We start from the raw sequence: 17,484 nt of genomic DNA on the forward strand, positions 1-17,484 counted from the left end.
GAGCCCGCGTCCCGCGGCCCAGCCGTTGCGTCCGCCTGCGGCGGCGCGTCCGGCCACGGCCGCCACGCCGGCACGGCAGGTGCCGGCCGCACCCGCTGCCCAGCCGGCCAGGCCAGCCCAGACGCCGCAGCCGGTGCAGTCCGCCCCGGCAGCCAAGCCGGCCAGCAGCGAAGTGCCGCCTTGGGAGGAATTGCCCCCCGAATTGCCGGTGATCGGCCCGTACGACAGCGATCCGGGCTATGACCCGAGCTTCGGCGGCTACGACAGCGGTTTCGAGTCGGACTCGTTCGAACCCGCGCCGCGCGCCAGCCGCGCCGCACCACAGGCCAAGCCGGGTCGCCGGCCGGAGCCGGAACCGGCCGCCCAGCCGGCCCAGCCGGCCGTGCAACTGGCCCCGGCGATTCCGCCCGTGGCGCCGAGTGCCGCCGATGACGGCACGCCGCCCGTGTTCACCGACGACTGGCCGACGCTGGCCGCCACGCTGCCGCTCAAGGGCTTGGCCCAGCAGTTGGCGTTCCAGAGCGAGCTGCACCGCGTGGTCGGCCGCACCCTGCACCTGCGCGTGCCGGTGGCGGCCATCGCCGAAAACAATGTCGCCGAACGGCTCCAGGCCGCGCTGGTCGAGCAATTCGGCGTGGAAGTGCGCGTGCAGTGCGAAATTGGCGCTGTCACGCACACGGCGGCTGCTGTCGATGCAGCGGCACGGGCCGAGCGCCAGCGCGAGGCCGAGTCCACGATTGACGGCGATCCGTTCGTGCAGGGGCTGTTGCGCGAGTTCGGCGGGCAGATCGTGCCCGGCTCCGTCCAGCCACGCGCCGCCTGACAGCTATTCCCGGGGCGGCCAGACCAGCACCACCGGCGCCGCCCCGCCATCCACACATATTGATTCAGGAGTATCCCCATGATGAAAGGTCAACTGGCCGGGCTGATGAAGCAAGCCCAGCAGATGCAGGAAAACATGAAGAAGATGCAGGAGCAGCTGGCCCTGATCGAGGTCGAGGGCCAGTCTGGCGCCGGCCTCGTGAAGGTGCTGATGACCTGCAAGAACGACGTGAAGCGCGTGACCATCGACCCGAGCCTGCTGGCCGATGACAAGGACTTGCTGGAAGACCTTGTCGCCGCCGCGTTCAACGACGCCGTGCGCAAGGCCGAGGCCACCACGCAAGAGAAGATGGGCTCGATGACGTCCGGCCTGCCGCTGCCCCCGGGCTTCAAGCTGCCGTTCTGATGACGCATCTGACAGGGGCGCGCCGATGAGAGCGGCGCCGCCCACCTCGCTGCAGGCGCTGATCGAGGCGCTCAAGGTGCTGCCTGGCGTGGGGCCGAAGTCCGCCCAGCGCATGGCCTATCACCTGCTGCAGCACGACCGCGACGGCGCACGCAAGCTTGGCGACGCGCTGCGCGGTGCTGCCGACGGCATCCGCCATTGCGAGCGCTGCAACACCTTCACCGAGCAGGAGATCTGCGAGACCTGCCGCGACACCGCGCGCGACGCCTCGCTGCTTTGCGTGGTGGAGACGCCGGCCGACCAGGTGATGATCGAGCAGACGCTGACCTATCGCGGCCAGTATTTCGTGCTGATGGGGCGGCTCTCGCCGCTCGACGGCATCGGCCCGAAGGACATCCACCTGGACCGGCTGCTGGCCCGCGCCACGGACCCCGAACTCGGCGGACCGGTGGGCGAGGTCATCGTGGCCACTAATTTCACGAGCGAGGGCGAGGCCACTGCGCACTACATCGGCGAGATGCTGAAGTCGCGCGGGCTCAAGGTGTCGCGGCTGGCGCGCGGCGTGCCCGTGGGCGGCGAACTCGAATACGTGGACGCGGGCACCATCGCCCGCGCCGTCATGGACCGGCGTAGCCTGTAGGTATCGGACTTCCTCGGACAAACATGAATCTGGCGCGCTTCGACCTCGTGACGCTTGGCCTGTTCGTGGCCGTGGCCCGACAGGGCAGCATCTCGGCCGGCGCGCGCCAGTCGCACCTGGCCGTGGCGGCCGCCAGCAAGCGGATTTCAGATCTCGAAGCCGCCGTGGGCGCGCCGCTGTTCTTCCGCCACGCCGCCGGCGTGCAACTGACCGAGGCCGGACAGGCCTGCTACCACCATGCGCTGACCATCCTCCAGGACGTGGAACGGATGGCTGGCGTGATGTCGGACTACGCGTCCGGCGTGCGCGGGCAGGTGCGGGTGTGCGCCAACACCTCGGCCATTACCCAGTTCCTGCCGGACGACCTCGCGGCGTTCATGCGCCAGCATCCGACCATCCGCATCGAGCTGGAGGAGCAGAACAGCGGCGAGATCGTCGCCGCGCTGGTCGAAAACCGCGCCGATGTCGGCATCTTCGCCGATCGCACGCCAAGCTCCGGGCTGGTGACCGTGGAATACCGGCAGGACGAGCTGGTCATCATCACGCCGCCCGGGCATCCGCTGTCCGAGCGCGGGCCGGTGCATTACGCCGATACGCTCGAATACGACTTCGTGAGCCTGCCGCAGGTGACCTCGCTGGCGGCACGGCTGCTCGAGGAAAGTAGCCGGCTGGAGCGGCAGTTCCGGCTGCGCATCCAGGTGCGCAGCTTCGATGCGATGTGCCGCATGGTCATGGCCGGGCTGGGCGTGGGCGTGCTGCCGCGCATCGCGGCCGAGCCGCACGTGAAATCGATGGGGCTGTCGCTGGTGCCGCTGCAGGACGCCTGGGCGCGTCGCTCGCTGCTGATCGGCATGCGCGATCCGGCGGGGCTGACCGTGTCGGCGCGGCTGCTCATCACCCATCTCTGCGGCGACCGCGCGCCGTTCTAAGGCGATCTCCGCGCCATCCCCCGGGATCCCCGGGAGAACTCCGGGTAAGCCCGCCCCTTCGCGTTCCGAGAAAGCCCGCTTGCCGGAATGCCGATTCCGTCGCCCGCGCCGCTGGTGCACACTCCGACCCAACATGAAAAGCCAGTCCCGCAGATCGATGCGGCGCGGCAGCCACGGTCATCACGGAGACACCTCACATGGCGCAACAGATTCTCGAAGGCATTCGCGTCCTGGAACTGGGACAACTGATTGCCGGCCCCTTTGCCGCCAAGACCCTCGCGGATTTCGGCGCCCACGTGGTGAAGGTGGAGCCGCCCGGCCAGGGCGACCCCCTGCGCAAGTGGCGCATGATCCACGAGGACACCTCCATCTGGTGGGAAGCGCAGTCGCGCAACAAGCAGTCCATCGCCATTGACCTCCGTCAGGCGGAAGGCCAGGCGCTGGTGCGCAAGCTGGCCACCGAGGCCGATGTCCTGATCGAAAACTTCCGCCCCGGCACCATGGAAAAGTGGGGTCTGGGCTGGGATGTGCTCCACGCCGCCAATCCGAAGCTGATCATGGTGCGGGTGTCCGGCTACGGCCAGACCGGCCCGCGCCGGGACGAACCCGGCTTTGCCGCCGTGGCCGAGGCCATGAGCGGCCTGCGTTACCTGACCGGCGAGCCGGGCCGGCCGCCGGTGCGCGCCGGGCTCTCGCTGGGCGATACCATCGCCGGCCTGCATGGCGCCCTCGGTGTGCTGCTGGCTCTGTACGAGCGCGATGCGCGCGGCGGGGTGGGGCAGGTGATCGACGTGGCGCTCTATGAGTCGCTGTTCAACCTCAGCGAAAGCCTGTTGCCCGAGTACTCGGCCTTTGGCGCCGTGCGCCAGCCGGCTGGCGGCGCGCTGCCGGGCATCGCGCCGTCCAACGCCTATCCCTGCGGTTGCGGCGAATATGTGCTGATTGCCGCCAATGGCGACGCAATCTTCCGCCGCCTGATGGCTGCGATGGGCCGCGCGGACCTCGGCGAAGATCCCGCGCTGGCCCGCAACGACGGCCGCGTGAAGCGCGTGGACGAGATCGATGCCGCCATCGCCGCCTGGACCCAGACCCAGACCGTCGAGTCCGCACTGGTGGTGCTGCGCGAGGCCGACGTGCCGTCCGGCCGCATCTACACGGTCAAGGACATCGCCGAAGACCCGCACTACCGGGCGCGCGGCGTGATCGAAACCGTGACGTCGGCCCGGGGGCTGAGCGTGGAAGTGCCGGGCATCATCCCGAAGCTGTCCGCCAACCCCGGCGCCATCCATGACCGCGCGCCCACGCTGGGCGAGCATACCGATGCCGTGTTGGCCGAATCCGGCTTCGACGCGGCCGCCATCGCCGACCTGCGCGCCCGAGGAGTGATCGCATGAGTGCCCAACGTTATCCGCTGGCCGGGCCGGCCAAGATCGAAATCAACGATGTGGCGCCGCGTGACGGCCTGCAGATCGAGCCGGTGGTCGTGCCGACCGAAGGCAAGGTGGCCTTCGTCAACGCGCTGGCCCACTGCGGTTTCGCGCGCATCGAGGCGACGTCGTTCACATCGGCCCGCGCCATTCCCGCGCTGGCCGATGCCGAGGCCGTGATGCACCAGATCGAACGGGTGCCGGGCGTGGCCTACACGGTGCTCGTGCCGAACCTGCGCGGGCTGGAGCGCGCGCTGTCGTGCCAGCCGGACGAGGTGAACCTCGTCATGTCGTGCAGCGAAACCCACAACCGCGCCAACCTGCGCATGACGCGCGAGCAGTCCAAGGCGCAGTTGACGGCGATGATCGACGAGGCCGGCAAGGCTGGCGTGCCGGTGAACGTGTCGCTTTCCACGGTGTTCGGCTGCCCGTTCGAGGGCGATATCCCCGAGGCCGATGTGATGGCCCTGGCGCGCCGATTTGCCGATGCGGGTGCGTCGGGCATCACTTTGTGTGATACCACGGGCATGGCCTATCCGAACCAGGTGGCGGCGATGTGCGAGGCATTCCAGCGCGCGCTGCCGCAGACCGGGCTGACCATCCACCTCCACAACACGCGCGGCATGGGCCTGGCCAATGCCATCGCGGCCTGGCAGACCGGCGTCACGCGCTTCGACGCGGCCGCCGGCGGTCTTGGCGGCTGCCCGTACGCGCCCGGCGCGAGCGGCAATGTCAGCACGGAAGAACTCGTCCACATGTTCGCGTCGATGGGCGTGGACACCGGCGTAGACCTGGACGGCCTGCTGGCCGTGGTCGGGGGCCTGCCGGCACTGGTCGAACGCGAGATTTCCAGCCAGCTGCTGCGCGCCGGCCCGCGCCTGCGCACCCATCAACCCCCGGCCTGGATGGCTGAGCACTTCGCCGGGCAGTAACGCCAGAACATTCTGATCCCTTCGCTTCCCTATATAACAAGCACGGAGACAACCATGAACCGCAAGACTCAACTGACGGCCGCTGCGCTGCTGGCTGGCATGGCATTCGTACCTGCCGCCCAGGCGCAGGACAGCACCTATCCCAACAAACCGGTGATGCTGGTGGTGTCCGCCGCGGCCGGTGGTACGACGGACATCGCCGCGCGCCTGATCTCGGAGCCGCTGTCCAAGGCGCTCGGCCAGTCGGTCGTCGTCGACAACAAGCCCGGCGGCAACGGCACCATCGCCGCGCAGGCCGTGCAGCGCGCCAAGCCGGATGGCTACACGCTGCTCGTGCAGTACTCGGGCTACCACGTGATCACGCCGCTGCTGACCAAGCAGCCGTGGGATCCGGTGAAGGACTTCGCGCCCGTGGCGAACCTGCTGTCCGCCCCGCAGGTGCTGGTGGTGCGGCCGAGCCTGCCGGTCCACTCGCTCAAGGAACTGGTGGCCTACGCCAAGGCGAATCCGGGCAAGCTCAACTACGCGTCGTCGGGCAATGGCTCGCTCCAGCACGTGTCCACGGAATTGCTGAACCTGCAGGCCGGCACGAAGATTACCCATGTGCCATACAAAGGTACCGGCCCGGCGATGACCGACCTGCTGGGCGGCAACGTCGACCTGACCATCACCACGCCGCCGCCGCTGATGGGCCATATCGCCGCCGGCAAGCTGCGCCCGCTGGTGGTGACCAGCAAGACGCGCCTGCCTAGCCTGAAGGACGTGCCGTCGGCACCGGAGGCGGGCTATCCCGACCTGGACGTGTCGTCGTGGTTCGCCATGTACGCGCCGGCCGGCACGCCGAAGCCCGTCATCGACAAGCTGACTTCGGAGATCGAGAAGATCATGAAGTCCGATGCCTTCCGCAAGAAGGCCGAGGAACTGGGCGCCGAGGCGCGCTACATGAACCCGCAGCAGCTGGATCAGTACCAGCGGGCCGAACTGACGCGCTGGGGCAAGGTCATCAAGTCCGCCGACATCCACGCGGAGTAAAGCGGAGGAGGTCACGGAGCCAGACATTCCGACCATGGCAAGGTGATCGAAAGGCGGCGCACGTACACTGTGCGCCGCCGCGCTGCGTTTACGGGCCGGCATTGCGTTGCGTTGGCAATGTCCGCCAAATGTCTGCATCGTCCGGTAGGTGTTGATCCCGATGCGGGCACCGGCCGCGGCCGGTAGCATCGCAATTTGCCGCAAGGCGGCACGCAACGAACAAAAACAGGTAGTCAGGTAGGAGAGCATCTCATGTACGACAAGACATTCTGGAAGCGGGCGCTGATCGCACTGGCCCTGTTCCTGGCCGGGTGGTTCACCTTCAGCAGCGCGCAGGCGCAGGGCAAGCCCGAGAAGACCAAGGTGACCATCGCCGTGGGGGGCAAGAATCTCTTCTATTACCTGCCCCTGACGATTGCCGAGCGCCTGGGCTACTTCAAGGAAGAGGGCCTGGACGTGGAGATCGTCGACTTCGCCGGCGGCGCCAAGGCGCTCCAGGCCGTGGTCGGCGGTAGCGCGGACGTGGTGTCCGGCGCCTACGAGCACACCATCAACCTGCAGGCCAAGGGCCAGCAGTACCAGGAATTCGTGCTCCAGGGCCGTGCGCCGCAGATCGTGCTGGTGGTGTCGAACAAGACCATGCCGAACTTCAAGTCGATTGCCGACCTGAAGGGCAAGAAGATCGGCGTGACCGCGCCGGGTTCCTCGACCAATATGATGGCCAACTTCGTGCTGGCCAAGTCGGGCCTGAAGCCGTCGGACGTGTCGTTCATCGGCGTGGGCGCCAGCGCCGGCGCGGTGGCCGCCATGCGCTCGGGCCAGATCGACGCGATGGCCAACCTGGATCCGGTGGTGTCGATGCTGACGCAGAAGAACGAGGTGAAGATCGCCTCGGACACCCGCACGCTCAAGGAAACCCAGGCGGTGTTCGGCGGCAATATGCCGTCAGGCTGCCTGTATGCCTCGACCGCCTTCATCCAGCAGAACCCCAACACCACGCAGGCGATGACCAATGCCATGGTCCGCGCGCTCAAGTGGCTGCAGAAGGCTGGCCCGTCGGACATCGTGAAAACCGTGCCCGAGAGCTACCTGCTGGGCGACCGCGCGCTCTATCTGGCCGCCTGGGAGCAGGTCAAGGAAGCCATCTCGCCGGACGGCACGATGCCGGCTGATGGCCCGAAGACGGCGCTGAACACCTTGCAGCAGTTCGATCCTGAGCTGAAGGGCAAGTCGATCAAGCTCGAGAACACGTTCACGAACACGTTCGTCCAGCGCGCCAACGCCAAGTACAAGTAATCGACAAGTCAGCGCACCCGCCTTCACGCCGCCCGCCGCGCGCGCAACGCTCGGCGGGCTTGTGTTTTCTCTGAGTCCAGTTTTTCGACGAGTTTTCTTCGAGCAATGAGCACGCCCGCACTTTCCCTCGAGAACGTTACCTGCACCTTCGTCTCGCGCGAGGACCGCAGCCAGCGCTACACCGCCGTGCGCGATGTCACGCTGTCCATCCAGCCCGGCGAGTTCGTCTCGGTGGTGGGCCCCACGGGCTGCGGCAAGTCCACGCTGCTGAACGTCGGCGCCGGCCTGCTGGAGCCTTCCAGCGGCACCGTGCGCGTGTTCGGCGAGCCGCTGGTCGGCATCAACCGCCGCGCCGGCTATATGTTTCAGTCCGAGGCGCTGATGCCGTGGCGCAGCGCGCTGGACAACGTGATTGCTGGCCTGGAATTCCGCGGCGTACCGCGCGCCGACGCCGAGGCGCAGGGCGAGGAATGGCTACGCCGCGTGGGCCTGGGTGGGTTTGGCGACCGCTATCCGCACCAGCTCTCGGGCGGCATGCGCAAGCGCGTGAGCCTGGCGCAGACGCTGGTGCTGGACCCGGACATCATCCTGATGGACGAGCCGTTCTCGGCGCTGGACATCCAGACCCGCCAGCTGATGGAAAACGAGGTGCTGGACCTCTGGGCCGCCAAGCGAAAGGCCGTGCTGTTCATCACGCACGACCTGGACGAGGCCATCGCCATGAGTGACCGCGTGGTGGTGCTGTCGGCCGGCCCGGGCACCCATCCGATTGGCGAATTTGCGATCGACCTGCCGCGTCCGCGCGACGTGGCGGAAGTCCGCAACCATCCGCGCTTCGTGGAGCTGCACGCCGCCATCTGGGACGTGCTGCGCGAGGAAGTGCTCAAGGGCTACGCGCAGCAGCGCAAGGTCGCCTGACCCTCTGACGATACAAAAACTCGTAGAACAACGATATGGCTTTTCGAGCGGATTCTAAGGGCATGCTGCGTGTGTGGCAGCTGCTGGTGCTGGTGGTGATCCTGGGGGTGTGGCATGCGGCCACGCGCTCGCAAGAGGTGGCGTTCTTCTTCGGCGAACCGCTGATGGTGGCGAAGCGCATCTGGACCTGGTTCGTCGTCGAGCGTGATATCTATATCCACCTGGGCGTGACGCTGCTGGAGACGGTGCTGGCGTTCGGCATCGGCACGGTGGCCGGGCTGGGCGTGGGGCTGTGGCTGGCGTTGAGCCCGTTCACCTCGGCCGTGCTCGACCCGTATGTGAAAGCGGCCAACTCGATGCCGCGCGTGATCCTGGCGCCGATCTTCGCGGTCTGGTTCGGGCTGGGGATCTGGTCGAAGGTGGCGCTGGCCGTGACGCTGGTGTTCTTCATCGTCTTCTTCAACGTCTACCAGGGCGTGAAGGAAGTGAGTCCGGTGGTGCTGGCCAACGCACGCATGCTCGGCGCGAACCAGAAGCAACTGCTGCGCCACGTGTACCTGCCCAGCGCCACGAGCTGGGTGTTCTCGTCGCTGCACACGTCAGTGGGTCTGGCGTTCGTGGGCGCGGTGGTGGGCGAGTACCTGGGTTCCGCGCGCGGCGTGGGCTACCTGATTCTCCAGGCCGAAGGCACGTTCGACATCAACACGGTGTTCGCGGGCATCGTAGTACTGACCGCGTGCGCGCTGGTGCTGGACTGGATGGTGACGGTGGGGGAGAAGCGGCTGATGAAGTGGCAGCCGAGTTCGGGTGAGACCGAAAAACTCTGAAATTCTGTGTTAAACGTTGTTAAATTCGCCCTCGCCCGGCCAATGTCCAGACAAAGGACAGGCCGGGGAAGGGCGGAGAAGCGTTACGGCATGATGACGATCTTGCCGGTCACCTTGCGCGCTTCCATGTCCTTCAGCGCCTGCGGCGCCTGCTCCAGCGGGTAGCGTGCCGAGATGTGCGGGCGAATCTTGCCTTCCTTCATCCAGCCCAGCATCTGCGCCATATTGGCCTGATTGTTACGTGGCTCGCGACGGGCGAAATCGCCCCAGAACACGCCGACCAGCGACGCGCCCTTGAGCAGGGCCAGGTTCAGCGGCATCTTCGGGATCTCGCCGTTGGCGAAGCCCACCACGAGGTAGCGGCCACGCCAGCCGATCGAGCGGAAGGCCGGCTCGGCATAAATCCCCCCAACCGGGTCATAGATGACGTCCGGGCCCTTGCCGTCGGTCAGCGCCTTGACGCGCTCGCGCAGGTCTTCGGTGCTGTAGTTGATCAGCGCGTCGGCGCCGTGCTCCTTGCAGACCGCCAGCTTCTCGTCGGTAGACGCCGCCGCGATCACCCGCGCGCCAATCGCCTTGCCGATCTCGATGGCCGCCAGGCCCACGCCGCCGGCCGCGCCCAGCACCAGCATCGTCTCGCCAGCCTTCAGCTCGCCCCGGTCCACCACGGCGTGGTGGGAGGTGCCGTAGGTCAGCGTGAAGGCGGCGGCCACGTCGAAGTCGATGCCGGGCGGCATCGGCACCACGGCGCTCGCCGGGGCCTTGGCCTGCGTGGCGAAGGCGCCGTTGCCGAGATAGGCGATGACCTTGTCGCCGGGCTTGACGTGCGTCACGCCCGCGCCCACCGCGTTGACCACGCCGGCCAGCTCCGAACCGGGCGAGAAAGGCAGCGCCGGCTTGGCCTGGTACTTGTTCTGGATGATCAGCACGTCGGGGAAGTTGACCCCGGCGGCCTTGACGTCGATGACGACCTCGCCATCGCCGGGTACGAGGTCCGGGAGGGTGTCGAGCGAAAGGGAATCGGGCGGGCCCCAGGCTTTGCAGAGTACGGCTTTCATCTTGTCTCCGGTGGTGGTGTTGTGGTGTGGCGATGGTCTGCGCTCCGGGAAGTGTAGCGCAAAAAAGCACGATCGTTCTGTTCGTGTCGGGCGGCGGTTCCACGCCGTTTTGGTGCCGCGATGGCCGCTTTGCTCGGGTACAATCGCGGCCATGCATATCCTTCTCGCCAACGACGACGGTTATCTCGCGCCGGGCCTTGCCGTTCTGCATGCCGCGCTCGCCCCGCTTGCGCGCGTGACGGTGATCGCGCCCGAGCAGAACCATAGCGGTGCGTCGAATTCGCTCACGCTGCAACGTCCGCTCTCGGTTTTCGAGGCGCGCGAGGGCGTGCAGAAGGGTTTCCGTTTCATCAATGGTACGCCCACCGACTGCGTGCACGTGGCACTGACCGGCCTGCTCGAGGATCGGCCCGACCTGGTGGTGTCTGGCATCAATCAAGGCCAGAACATGGGCGAGGATGTCCTGTACTCGGGCACCGTGGCCGCCGCCATCGAGGGCTATCTTTTCGGCATCCCGTCCATCGCGTTCTCGCAGGTGGACAAGGGCTGGGAGCACCTGGACGCCGCCGCGCGCGTGGCGCGCGAGATCGTGGAGCGCGTGATCGCCCGCCCGCCCCAGGAGCCGTTCCTGCTCAACGTCAACATCCCGAACCTGCCGTTCGAACATCTGAAGGGCCAGCGCGCCACGCGCCTCGGCAAGCGCCATCCTTCGCAGCCGGTCATCACGCAGGTGAATCCGCGTGGCGATACGAACTACTGGATCGGCCCGGCCGGCGACGCGCGCGACGCGAGCGAAGGCACCGATTTCCACGCCACCGCCAATGGGTTTGTCTCGCTGACGCCGTTGCAGCTCGACCTGACCCATCGCGCGCAGCTCGAACAACTCGGACAGTGGCTGGGGTAGGCGTGTCGTTCGCGTCGGCCCTCCAGTCTTCGATTCCGGTATTGCGCCGATGAGCACCACGCCGCGCCGATCCCGCTTTCCGCTGCCGCTCGATGCGGTAGTCGAACGCAAGCCCGCGCCGAAGCGCACGGCCGGCCTGCCCGCCGTGGGCGGCCGGCATGTGGCCGCGCCCGCGCCGGCGACCGTCAAGCCACGCAAGCCGTCCGCACCGCCTGCGGCCCCGCCGCCACCGGGCAGTGCCGTGGAGGCGCGTGCCTCGGCGGCCACGGCGGGCGGGGGCGGCATGGCGTCCGATCGCGCCCGCACCGCGCTGGCTGCACGGCTGCGTGCCGGCGGCATCCGCGACGAGCGCGTGCTGAGCGCCATCGCCACGGTGCCACGCCATCTGTTCATGGAGCCGGGGCTGGCCTCGCAGGCCTATGAGGACGCCGCGCTGCCGATCGGCCATCAGCAGACCATTTCCAAGCCGTCGGTGGTGGCGCGCATGATCGAACTGCTGCGCGAGGGCCTCACGCCGGACCAGCCGATCCCGCGGGTGCTGGAAATCGGCACCGGCTGCGGCTACCAGGCTGCCGTGCTGAGCCTCGTCGCGCAGGAAGTGTTCTCCATCGAGCGGATTCGTCCGCTCCACGAACAAGCCAAGGCGAACCTGCGTCCGCTGCGCGTGCCGAACATCCGCCTGCATTACGGCGATGGCATGCTCGGGCTGCCGCAGGCCGCACCGTTTTCCGCCATCATCCTGGCCGCCGCCGGGATGGACGTGCCCGAGGCGCTGCTCGGGCAACTGGCGATTGGCGGCCGGCTGATCGCCCCGGTGGTGGCATCCGCCCCGGGCGGCCCCGGCCAGACCGTCACCCAGCAGCTCTTGCTGATCGAGCGCCTGAACCGTCATCGGTTTCACAGGACCGCGCTTGAAGCCGTTTTCTTTGTGCCCTTAAAATCGGGCACCATCTGAGTCGAACTATGCACAACATCGTGAAATCGGAACATTTCGCACGTTTGGGACAACGTTTCACCGTCACCGCGCTCGTCGCCCTGCTGGCTGCCTGCGCCAACTCGCCCATGCCCGCCCCGGTGGTGGACCGCACCTCCACCGCAGGTGGACAGGCCGCCGCGTCCGTGGAGCCGGCGCCGCCTGGATACTATCGGGTCAAGCGAGGCGATACCCTTTACCGTATCGCGCTCGAGAACGGGCAGTCGTATCGCGACGTGGCGTCGTGGAACAATATCGGCAATGCGAATCAGATCGAGGTCGGACAACTGCTGCGCGTCGTGCCGCCGAGCGCCGACGCTAACGTAGCCCCGGGCGTCGCCACGGTGCCGGTGGCGCCTGGCACGGTGCAGTCGCAGCCGATTGACGCGGCGCGCCCGGTCGGCACCCCTGTCGGGACCCCCTCCGGCACCACGGCAGCGGCCTCGGTGCCGGCCGCCACGCCCTCGGCCGGTGCATCGGCAGCAGCGGCGGCTTCGGCCGCGGCTGGCGACGTCCGCCTGTCCTGGCCCGCCAGCGGTCAGCTGATCGGAAAATTTGATGACAAAGGTAACAAAGGCATTGATATCGCTGGTAAAAAAGGCGATGCCGTGCTGGCTGCCGACGAGGGTAGGGTGATTCACGTAGGCCCCTTGCGCGGCTACGGGAATCTTGTCATCATCAAACACAACGACACGTATCTCACCGCCTACGGTCATAACGACAAGGTGCTGGTGGCAGAGCAGTCAATGGTCCGCAAGGGCCAGAAGATTGCCGAAATGGGTAACAGTGATACTGACAGGGTCAAGCTGCACTTTGAGGTTCGCAAGAACGGAAAACCGGTCGATCCGATGCGGTATCTGCCGCCACAGTGAGGTTTCATGCCACGCCAGAAAACTGTCTCATCCGGAGTTGTCAGCAGGACCCGTCGTCCCAAGCAGCCGGAAGGAAAGGCTGGTGTGGCGAAATCTGCCGACGTGGTGGACGCCGAGGGCTTCGGCGACGATCCTGCTGCCGAAATGGTCCCGGCTACCGACGAGCCCATCACGCCCGTTTCGCGTGCCGGCCTGCGTGACACCGATCTCGCCACCGACCTGCGCGTAGACGTCGTCGCCGCCGACGACGGCGACGACGATGAAGCCGAGGACGAGGAAGAGGAAGAAGAAGCCGCCGAGGCCGCGCCCGAGCACGACGACTTCAAGACCGTGCTCCACACGGAACTCGCCGCCGACACCGTCCAGCATTACCTGAACCGCATCAGCATCAAGCCGTTGCTGTCCGCGCCGGAGGAACTCCATTTCTCCACGCTGGCCAAGGGCGGGGATTTCTCCGCGCGGCAGGTGATGATCGAGCGAAACCTGCGCCTCGTGGTCAGCATCGCCAAGGGCTACCTGAACCGTGGCGTGCCGCTGCTCGATTTGATCGAGGAAGGCAATCTCGGCTTGATGCACGCCATCGAGAAGTTCGATCCGACCCGTGGTTTCCGCTTTTCCACCTATGCCACGTGGTGGATCCGCCAGAGCATCGAGCGCGCGATCATGAATCAGGCCCGCACGGTGCGGTTGCCGGTGCACGTGATTCGCGAACTCAATCAAGTACTGCGTGCCAAGCGTCATCTTGAAAAAGGTGGCACCGATGGCCGCGACGCCAGCCTCGAGGACATTGCTCATCTCCTCGGAAAGACGCCTGACGAGGTGCAGGACGTGCTGGCACTCAATGAACATACCACCTCGCTCGATACGCCGTTCGATCTCGACCCAGGCTCCAGCCTGCTCGATTTCCTTTCCGACGAGCACAACGCCGCGCCCGACCAGGAAGTGGCCCACCGCGAGTTGGAAAACCTGATGAAGCTTTGGCTGGCCCGCCTGTCGGAGAAGCATCGCTATGTGGTGGAGCGCCGCTTCGGCCTGAACCACATCGAGCCGGCTACGCTCGAGGAGCTGGCCGAGGAAATGGGTCTGACGCGCGAGCGCGTGCGCCAGATCCAGCAGGAAGCGCTGGTCAAGCTCAAGCGGCATTTCGCTTCGCAAGGTGTCAGGAAGGACGCCGTTTTATGACCCCTGTGCTGGTATTCGACATCGAGACGATTCCCGATGTCGCCGGCCTGCGCCGTTTGCATGACCATCCCGCATCGATGAGCGACGCCGAAGTCGCCGAGCATGCGTTTGCCGCCCGCCGGGACAAGACCGGCTCCGACTTCATGCCGCACCACCTGCAGCGCGTGGCTGCCATTTCCTGTGTGCTGCGTCGCACGCAGCGCGATGGGTCCGCCGTGTTCCATGTCGGCTCGCTCGGCACGCTCGAGGATGGTGAGGCCACGCTGATCCAGAAGTTCTACGAACTGATCGCGCGCTACAGCCCGCAACTGGTGTCGTGGAATGGCGGTGGCTTCGACCTGCCCGTGCTCCACTATCGTGGGCTGATCAACGGGGTCGCTGCGCCGCGTTACTGGGAAATGGGTGAGGGCCGCGACGACGACAGCCGCGAGTTCAAGTGGAACAACTACATCAGCCGCTATCACATGCGGCATCTGGACCTGATGGACCTGCTGGCGATGTACCAGCCACGGGCCAGTGCGCCGCTCGACGACCTGGCCAAGCTATGCGGCTTCCCCGGCAAGATGGGGATGGACGGCAGCAAGGTCTGGGAGGCCTACCAGCAAGGCCAGCTCGCCGCAATTCGCGATTATTGCGAGACTGACGTCGTCAACACCTACCTGATGTACTGCCGCTTCCAGTTGATGCGCGGCGGGCTGACGCCGCGCGAGTTCGACATGGAAGTGTCGCTGGTTCAGGAGTCGCTGGCCGAGCTGCCGGGCGAGCAGTGGATGCAGTACCTGCGCGCCTTCCAGCTCAAGCCGATGAGCCCCGAGGACGACGAAGAGCCCGAAATCTAGGCGTCCAGTGTCAGATGGATGGGCTGGTGGTCCGATGCATCGGTCTCGCCGTTGACCTCGCAACGTTGCACATCGGCGAGCAAATTCTCCGTCACGAACACGAAATCACACGCGAAGGGCGGCTCCGGCCATTGCTTCTTGTCATAGAGGGCGCAGGTCGGCGCGTGGGGCTCGCCCGGGTGGGTGTGGATCCACGCGTCTTGCCAGTTCGGCGTGGCATCGGGGTAGCGCTCGAGCATGGTCCGGTAGGCCACATCCTCCGGCTTGGCGTTGAAGTCGCCGCACAGGATCGCTTCAATGGGCCGTGGCTCCGGCGTGAACGGGCCGGGCCGTGATTCCGATTTGCTGGGCCGCCGCGCGTGATCGCACGCCTCCTTATGCCAGTCGCGCAGGGCGGTAGCCTGGGCCTCGCGTTGGAGCTTCGAATAGAACTCCAGGTGCGTGGAGATCACACGCAGACGCCTGGCGCCAATCTGCACTGTGACCTCCAGCGCCACGCGTGGCATCGACGCCACTTCCGGATCAGCCGGCCAGGGTAATGCATGGCGGAAGACTTCCCGCACCGCGAGCCGAGTCGCGACCACGTTGCCGAACTGGCGATGGCTGCCATCGTTCCCGGTGCGGTCGACGCCGGGCGCGAAGATGACGCGGTAGCCGGGAAGCAGGGCGGTCAGCTCGGCCACCTGATCGCGGCTCGGGTTGCCGGCCATGTCCGTGAAACCCCGCGTGACCTCCTGCAGGCAGATCACGTCGGCGTCGGCCATGCCGCGCATGGTGTCGACGATCCGCGCGAGGTCGACCTTGCCGTCTGCCCCGCGCCCCCATTGGATATTCCACGTAATCAGTTCCATCGCCGTCCTCTATTGCGGCTGCCGTTTGGCGCCGTGACTGGAATACAATCGCGCTTTCGCAAAACAATACGTCAGGTCCCACTGGTGTCTCAAGCCGTGTCTTCACCCGCCCAGCCGGCGACGCAGTCTAGTGTCGCTTCCGCCACAACTCCGGGGTCTCCCGACCCGATCGTCAAGATCGAAAGCCTTGACATGGAGGCGCGCGGCGTCGGCCGCCTGGTCAATGAAGACGGCACGCCGGGCAAGGTAATCTTCGTCGAAGGTGCGCTGCCGGGCGAGACGGTCAGCTATCGCAGTTTCCGCCGCAAGCGGAGCTACGAGCAGGCCCATCTGGTGGAGGTGAAGCAGGCGTCTGTGATGCGCGTGGAGCCGGGCTGCCAGCATTTCGGCGTGTGCGGCGGTTGCTCGATGCAGCACCTGGACGCGCGCGCCCAGTTGGCCATCAAGCAGCGCGTGCTGGAGGACAATCTCTGGCATCTGTCGAAGGTGCGGCCGGACGTCGTATTTCGTCCAATTGCGGGCCCAGACTGGGGCTATCGCTACCGTGCGCGACTGACCGTCCGCTATGTGGCGAAGAGGGGCGGGGCGCTGGTGGGCTTCCACGAGCGCAAGAGCAGTTACGTGGCCGACATGACGCGCTGCGAGATCCTGCCGCCGCATGTGTCCGCCTTGCTGGTGCCGCTGCGCGAGCTGGTCGCGGCGTTGTCGATCCGCGACCGCATGCCCCAGATCGAACTCGCGGTGGGCCAGGAAGTGACGGCGCTGGTGCTGCGCATCCTTGAGCCGCTGACCGATGCCGATAAGGACCTGCTGCGCGCCTTCGCCGACCGCCACAGCGTGCAGTTCTGGCTCCAGCCGAAGGGCCCGGACACGGTCTATCCGTTCTATCCGGCCGATCAGGAACTGGCGTACACGCTGCCCGAGTTCGGCATCCGCATGCCGTTCAAGCCGACCGATTTCACGCAGGTCAATCATCAGATCAACCGTGTGCTGATTGGCCGCGCGCTGCGCCTGCTGGACGCCCAGCCCACGGACCGGCTGCTCGACCTGTTCTGCGGTATCGGCAATTTCACGCTGCCGCTGGCCACGCAGGGCGCGTCGGTGATGGGCATCGAGGGCAGCGAGGTGCTAACCACGCGCGCGCTGGCCAATGCCGAGTACAACGGGCTGGCTGGCAAGACGTCGTTCGCCTCCCGCAACCTGTTCGAGGTGACGGCCCAGGATATCGCCGCGCTGGGCCGCTTCGACCGCTGGCTCGTCGATCCGCCCCGCGAGGGTGCGCTGGCGGTCTGCAAGGCGCTGGGTGATCTCAACCAGGCCGGCAGCGACGTGCTGCCGCAGCGCATCGTCTATGTGTCGTGCAACCCAGCCACGCTGGCGCGCGACGCGGGTATGCTGGTGCGCGAAGCCGGCTATCGGCTGGCCGGCGCCGGTGTGGTCAACATGTTCCCGCACACGTCCCACGTGGAGTCGATCGCGGTCTTCGAGCGGGACTGACCGGCGGCGATGCTCATCGCGCAGGCATGAAAAAACCGGCCCGAAGGCCGGTTTTTCGTTTGCAACAACGTTGCGGGTC

At 66.6% G+C, this 17,484-nt stretch carries 18 protein-coding genes; 16 read left to right on the plus strand and 2 right to left on the minus strand.

Features of this window, described 5'->3' with window-relative positions; all coding sequences use genetic code 11:
• The 10 genes from AC1DP9_RS23050 to AC1DP9_RS23095 all read left to right on the plus strand — a co-directional run.
• A partial coding sequence (locus AC1DP9_RS23050; protein WP_477108604.1) for a DNA polymerase III subunit gamma/tau C-terminal domain-containing protein occupies positions 1–823 on the plus strand: 823 nt, incomplete at its 5' end.
• Between the two features lie 78 nt (positions 824–901).
• Positions 902–1,228: a YbaB/EbfC family nucleoid-associated protein gene (locus tag AC1DP9_RS23055; RefSeq protein WP_092289733.1), complete on the plus strand. Its 327-nt coding sequence runs from the start codon at positions 902–904 to the stop codon at positions 1,226–1,228.
• A 25-nt stretch (positions 1,229–1,253) separates the two neighbouring features.
• The gene (gene recR, locus AC1DP9_RS23060) at positions 1,254–1,868 is read left to right on the plus strand and encodes a recombination mediator RecR (RefSeq protein WP_092289731.1); all 615 of its coding nucleotides are present in this window, start codon (positions 1,254–1,256) and stop codon (positions 1,866–1,868) included.
• 23 nt (positions 1,869–1,891) lie between these two features.
• Positions 1,892–2,797, plus strand: coding sequence for a LysR family transcriptional regulator (locus tag AC1DP9_RS23065; protein ID WP_477108605.1), 906 nt, complete (start codon positions 1,892–1,894; stop codon positions 2,795–2,797).
• Positions 2,798–2,994: 197 nt separating this feature from the next.
• Positions 2,995–4,191 carry a CaiB/BaiF CoA transferase family protein gene (locus AC1DP9_RS23070; RefSeq protein WP_477108606.1) on the plus strand — a complete coding sequence of 399 codons (1,197 nt, stop codon included), beginning with the start codon at positions 2,995–2,997 and terminating at the stop codon, positions 4,189–4,191.
• Positions 4,188–5,156 carry a hydroxymethylglutaryl-CoA lyase gene (locus tag AC1DP9_RS23075; RefSeq protein ID WP_092289725.1) on the plus strand — a complete coding sequence of 323 codons (969 nt, stop codon included), beginning with the start codon at positions 4,188–4,190 and terminating at the stop codon, positions 5,154–5,156. The genes AC1DP9_RS23070 and AC1DP9_RS23075 overlap by 4 nt, the downstream gene beginning before the upstream one ends.
• 54 nt (positions 5,157–5,210) lie before the next feature.
• Positions 5,211–6,188, plus strand: a complete 978-nt coding sequence (locus AC1DP9_RS23080; RefSeq protein ID WP_477108607.1) for a Bug family tripartite tricarboxylate transporter substrate binding protein — start codon at positions 5,211–5,213, stop codon at positions 6,186–6,188.
• A gap of 252 nt (positions 6,189–6,440) precedes the next feature.
• On the plus strand, positions 6,441–7,484 hold the full coding sequence (locus AC1DP9_RS23085; protein ID WP_092289721.1) for an ABC transporter substrate-binding protein: 1,044 nt from the start codon (positions 6,441–6,443) through the stop codon (positions 7,482–7,484).
• Between the two features lie 105 nt (positions 7,485–7,589).
• Positions 7,590–8,402, plus strand: coding sequence for an ABC transporter ATP-binding protein (locus tag AC1DP9_RS23090; protein WP_477108608.1), 813 nt, complete (start codon positions 7,590–7,592; stop codon positions 8,400–8,402).
• Between the two features lie 35 nt (positions 8,403–8,437).
• Positions 8,438–9,229: an ABC transporter permease gene (locus AC1DP9_RS23095; RefSeq protein ID WP_441593546.1), complete on the plus strand. Its 792-nt coding sequence runs from the start codon at positions 8,438–8,440 to the stop codon at positions 9,227–9,229.
• 83 nt (positions 9,230–9,312) lie between these two features.
• Here the strand turns inward: AC1DP9_RS23095 and AC1DP9_RS23100 are convergent, their stop codons facing one another.
• On the minus strand, positions 9,313–10,287 hold the full coding sequence (locus AC1DP9_RS23100) for an NADPH:quinone oxidoreductase family protein (protein ID WP_092289715.1): 975 nt from the start codon (positions 10,285–10,287) through the stop codon (positions 9,313–9,315).
• Positions 10,288–10,438: 151 nt separating this feature from the next.
• Between AC1DP9_RS23100 and surE the strand changes: the two genes are divergently transcribed.
• Genes surE through AC1DP9_RS23125 form a run of 5 tightly spaced genes read left to right on the plus strand, consistent with a single transcriptional unit; the run spans position 10,439 to position 15,057 of the window.
• Positions 10,439–11,191, plus strand: coding sequence for a 5'/3'-nucleotidase SurE (gene surE / locus AC1DP9_RS23105; RefSeq protein ID WP_441593547.1), 753 nt, complete (start codon positions 10,439–10,441; stop codon positions 11,189–11,191).
• Positions 11,192–11,240: 49 nt separating this feature from the next.
• Positions 11,241–12,146 carry a protein-L-isoaspartate(D-aspartate) O-methyltransferase gene (locus AC1DP9_RS23110; RefSeq protein WP_092289711.1) on the plus strand — a complete coding sequence of 302 codons (906 nt, stop codon included), beginning with the start codon at positions 11,241–11,243 and terminating at the stop codon, positions 12,144–12,146.
• Between the two features lie 8 nt (positions 12,147–12,154).
• Positions 12,155–13,036, plus strand: a complete 882-nt coding sequence (locus AC1DP9_RS23115) for a peptidoglycan DD-metalloendopeptidase family protein (RefSeq protein ID WP_477108609.1) — start codon at positions 12,155–12,157, stop codon at positions 13,034–13,036.
• Between the two features lie 6 nt (positions 13,037–13,042).
• Complete coding sequence (gene rpoS, locus AC1DP9_RS23120) at positions 13,043–14,218, plus strand: RNA polymerase sigma factor RpoS (protein ID WP_092289708.1); 1,176 nt, start codon at positions 13,043–13,045, stop codon at positions 14,216–14,218.
• Complete coding sequence (locus AC1DP9_RS23125; protein ID WP_092289706.1) at positions 14,215–15,057, plus strand: 3'-5' exonuclease; 843 nt, start codon at positions 14,215–14,217, stop codon at positions 15,055–15,057. The genes rpoS and AC1DP9_RS23125 overlap by 4 nt, the downstream gene beginning before the upstream one ends.
• On the opposite strand, the gene AC1DP9_RS23130 is transcribed toward AC1DP9_RS23125, so the two are convergent.
• Positions 15,054–15,908 carry an endonuclease/exonuclease/phosphatase family protein gene (locus AC1DP9_RS23130; protein WP_477108610.1) on the minus strand — a complete coding sequence of 285 codons (855 nt, stop codon included), beginning with the start codon at positions 15,906–15,908 and terminating at the stop codon, positions 15,054–15,056. The two genes, AC1DP9_RS23125 and AC1DP9_RS23130, sit on opposite strands and share 4 nt — an antisense overlap.
• Before the next feature lie 168 nt (positions 15,909–16,076).
• Between AC1DP9_RS23130 and rlmD the strand changes: the two genes are divergently transcribed.
• Positions 16,077–17,405 carry a 23S rRNA (uracil(1939)-C(5))-methyltransferase RlmD gene (gene rlmD / locus AC1DP9_RS23135; protein ID WP_092290831.1) on the plus strand — a complete coding sequence of 443 codons (1,329 nt, stop codon included), beginning with the start codon at positions 16,077–16,079 and terminating at the stop codon, positions 17,403–17,405.
• The last annotated feature ends 79 nt before the right edge of the window (positions 17,406–17,484 follow it).

Source organism: Cupriavidus sp. 01L43 (assembly GCF_056399925.1).

Coding starts and splice junctions, on each gene's coding strand:
- AC1DP9_RS23075 (WP_092289725.1), top strand. CDS start 4,188: ATGAGTGCCCAACGTTATCCGCTGGCCGGGCCGGCCAAGATCGAAATC.
- surE (WP_441593547.1), top strand. CDS start 10,439: ATGCATATCCTTCTCGCCAACGACGACGGTTATCTCGCGCCGGGCCTT.
- AC1DP9_RS23065 (WP_477108605.1), top strand. CDS start 1,892: ATGAATCTGGCGCGCTTCGACCTCGTGACGCTTGGCCTGTTCGTGGCC.
- AC1DP9_RS23110 (WP_092289711.1), top strand. CDS start 11,241: ATGAGCACCACGCCGCGCCGATCCCGCTTTCCGCTGCCGCTCGATGCG.
- AC1DP9_RS23070 (WP_477108606.1), top strand. CDS start 2,995: ATGGCGCAACAGATTCTCGAAGGCATTCGCGTCCTGGAACTGGGACAA.
- AC1DP9_RS23090 (WP_477108608.1), top strand. CDS start 7,590: ATGAGCACGCCCGCACTTTCCCTCGAGAACGTTACCTGCACCTTCGTC.
- AC1DP9_RS23130 (WP_477108610.1), bottom strand. CDS start 15,908: ATGGAACTGATTACGTGGAATATCCAATGGGGGCGCGGGGCAGACGGC.
- AC1DP9_RS23085 (WP_092289721.1), top strand. CDS start 6,441: ATGTACGACAAGACATTCTGGAAGCGGGCGCTGATCGCACTGGCCCTG.
- AC1DP9_RS23080 (WP_477108607.1), top strand. CDS start 5,211: ATGAACCGCAAGACTCAACTGACGGCCGCTGCGCTGCTGGCTGGCATG.
- AC1DP9_RS23115 (WP_477108609.1), top strand. CDS start 12,155: ATGCACAACATCGTGAAATCGGAACATTTCGCACGTTTGGGACAACGT.
- AC1DP9_RS23055 (WP_092289733.1), top strand. CDS start 902: ATGATGAAAGGTCAACTGGCCGGGCTGATGAAGCAAGCCCAGCAGATG.
- AC1DP9_RS23125 (WP_092289706.1), top strand. CDS start 14,215: ATGACCCCTGTGCTGGTATTCGACATCGAGACGATTCCCGATGTCGCC.
- recR (WP_092289731.1), top strand. CDS start 1,254: ATGAGAGCGGCGCCGCCCACCTCGCTGCAGGCGCTGATCGAGGCGCTC.
- rpoS (WP_092289708.1), top strand. CDS start 13,043: ATGCCACGCCAGAAAACTGTCTCATCCGGAGTTGTCAGCAGGACCCGT.
- AC1DP9_RS23100 (WP_092289715.1), bottom strand. CDS start 10,287: ATGAAAGCCGTACTCTGCAAAGCCTGGGGCCCGCCCGATTCCCTTTCG.
- AC1DP9_RS23095 (WP_441593546.1), top strand. CDS start 8,438: ATGGCTTTTCGAGCGGATTCTAAGGGCATGCTGCGTGTGTGGCAGCTG.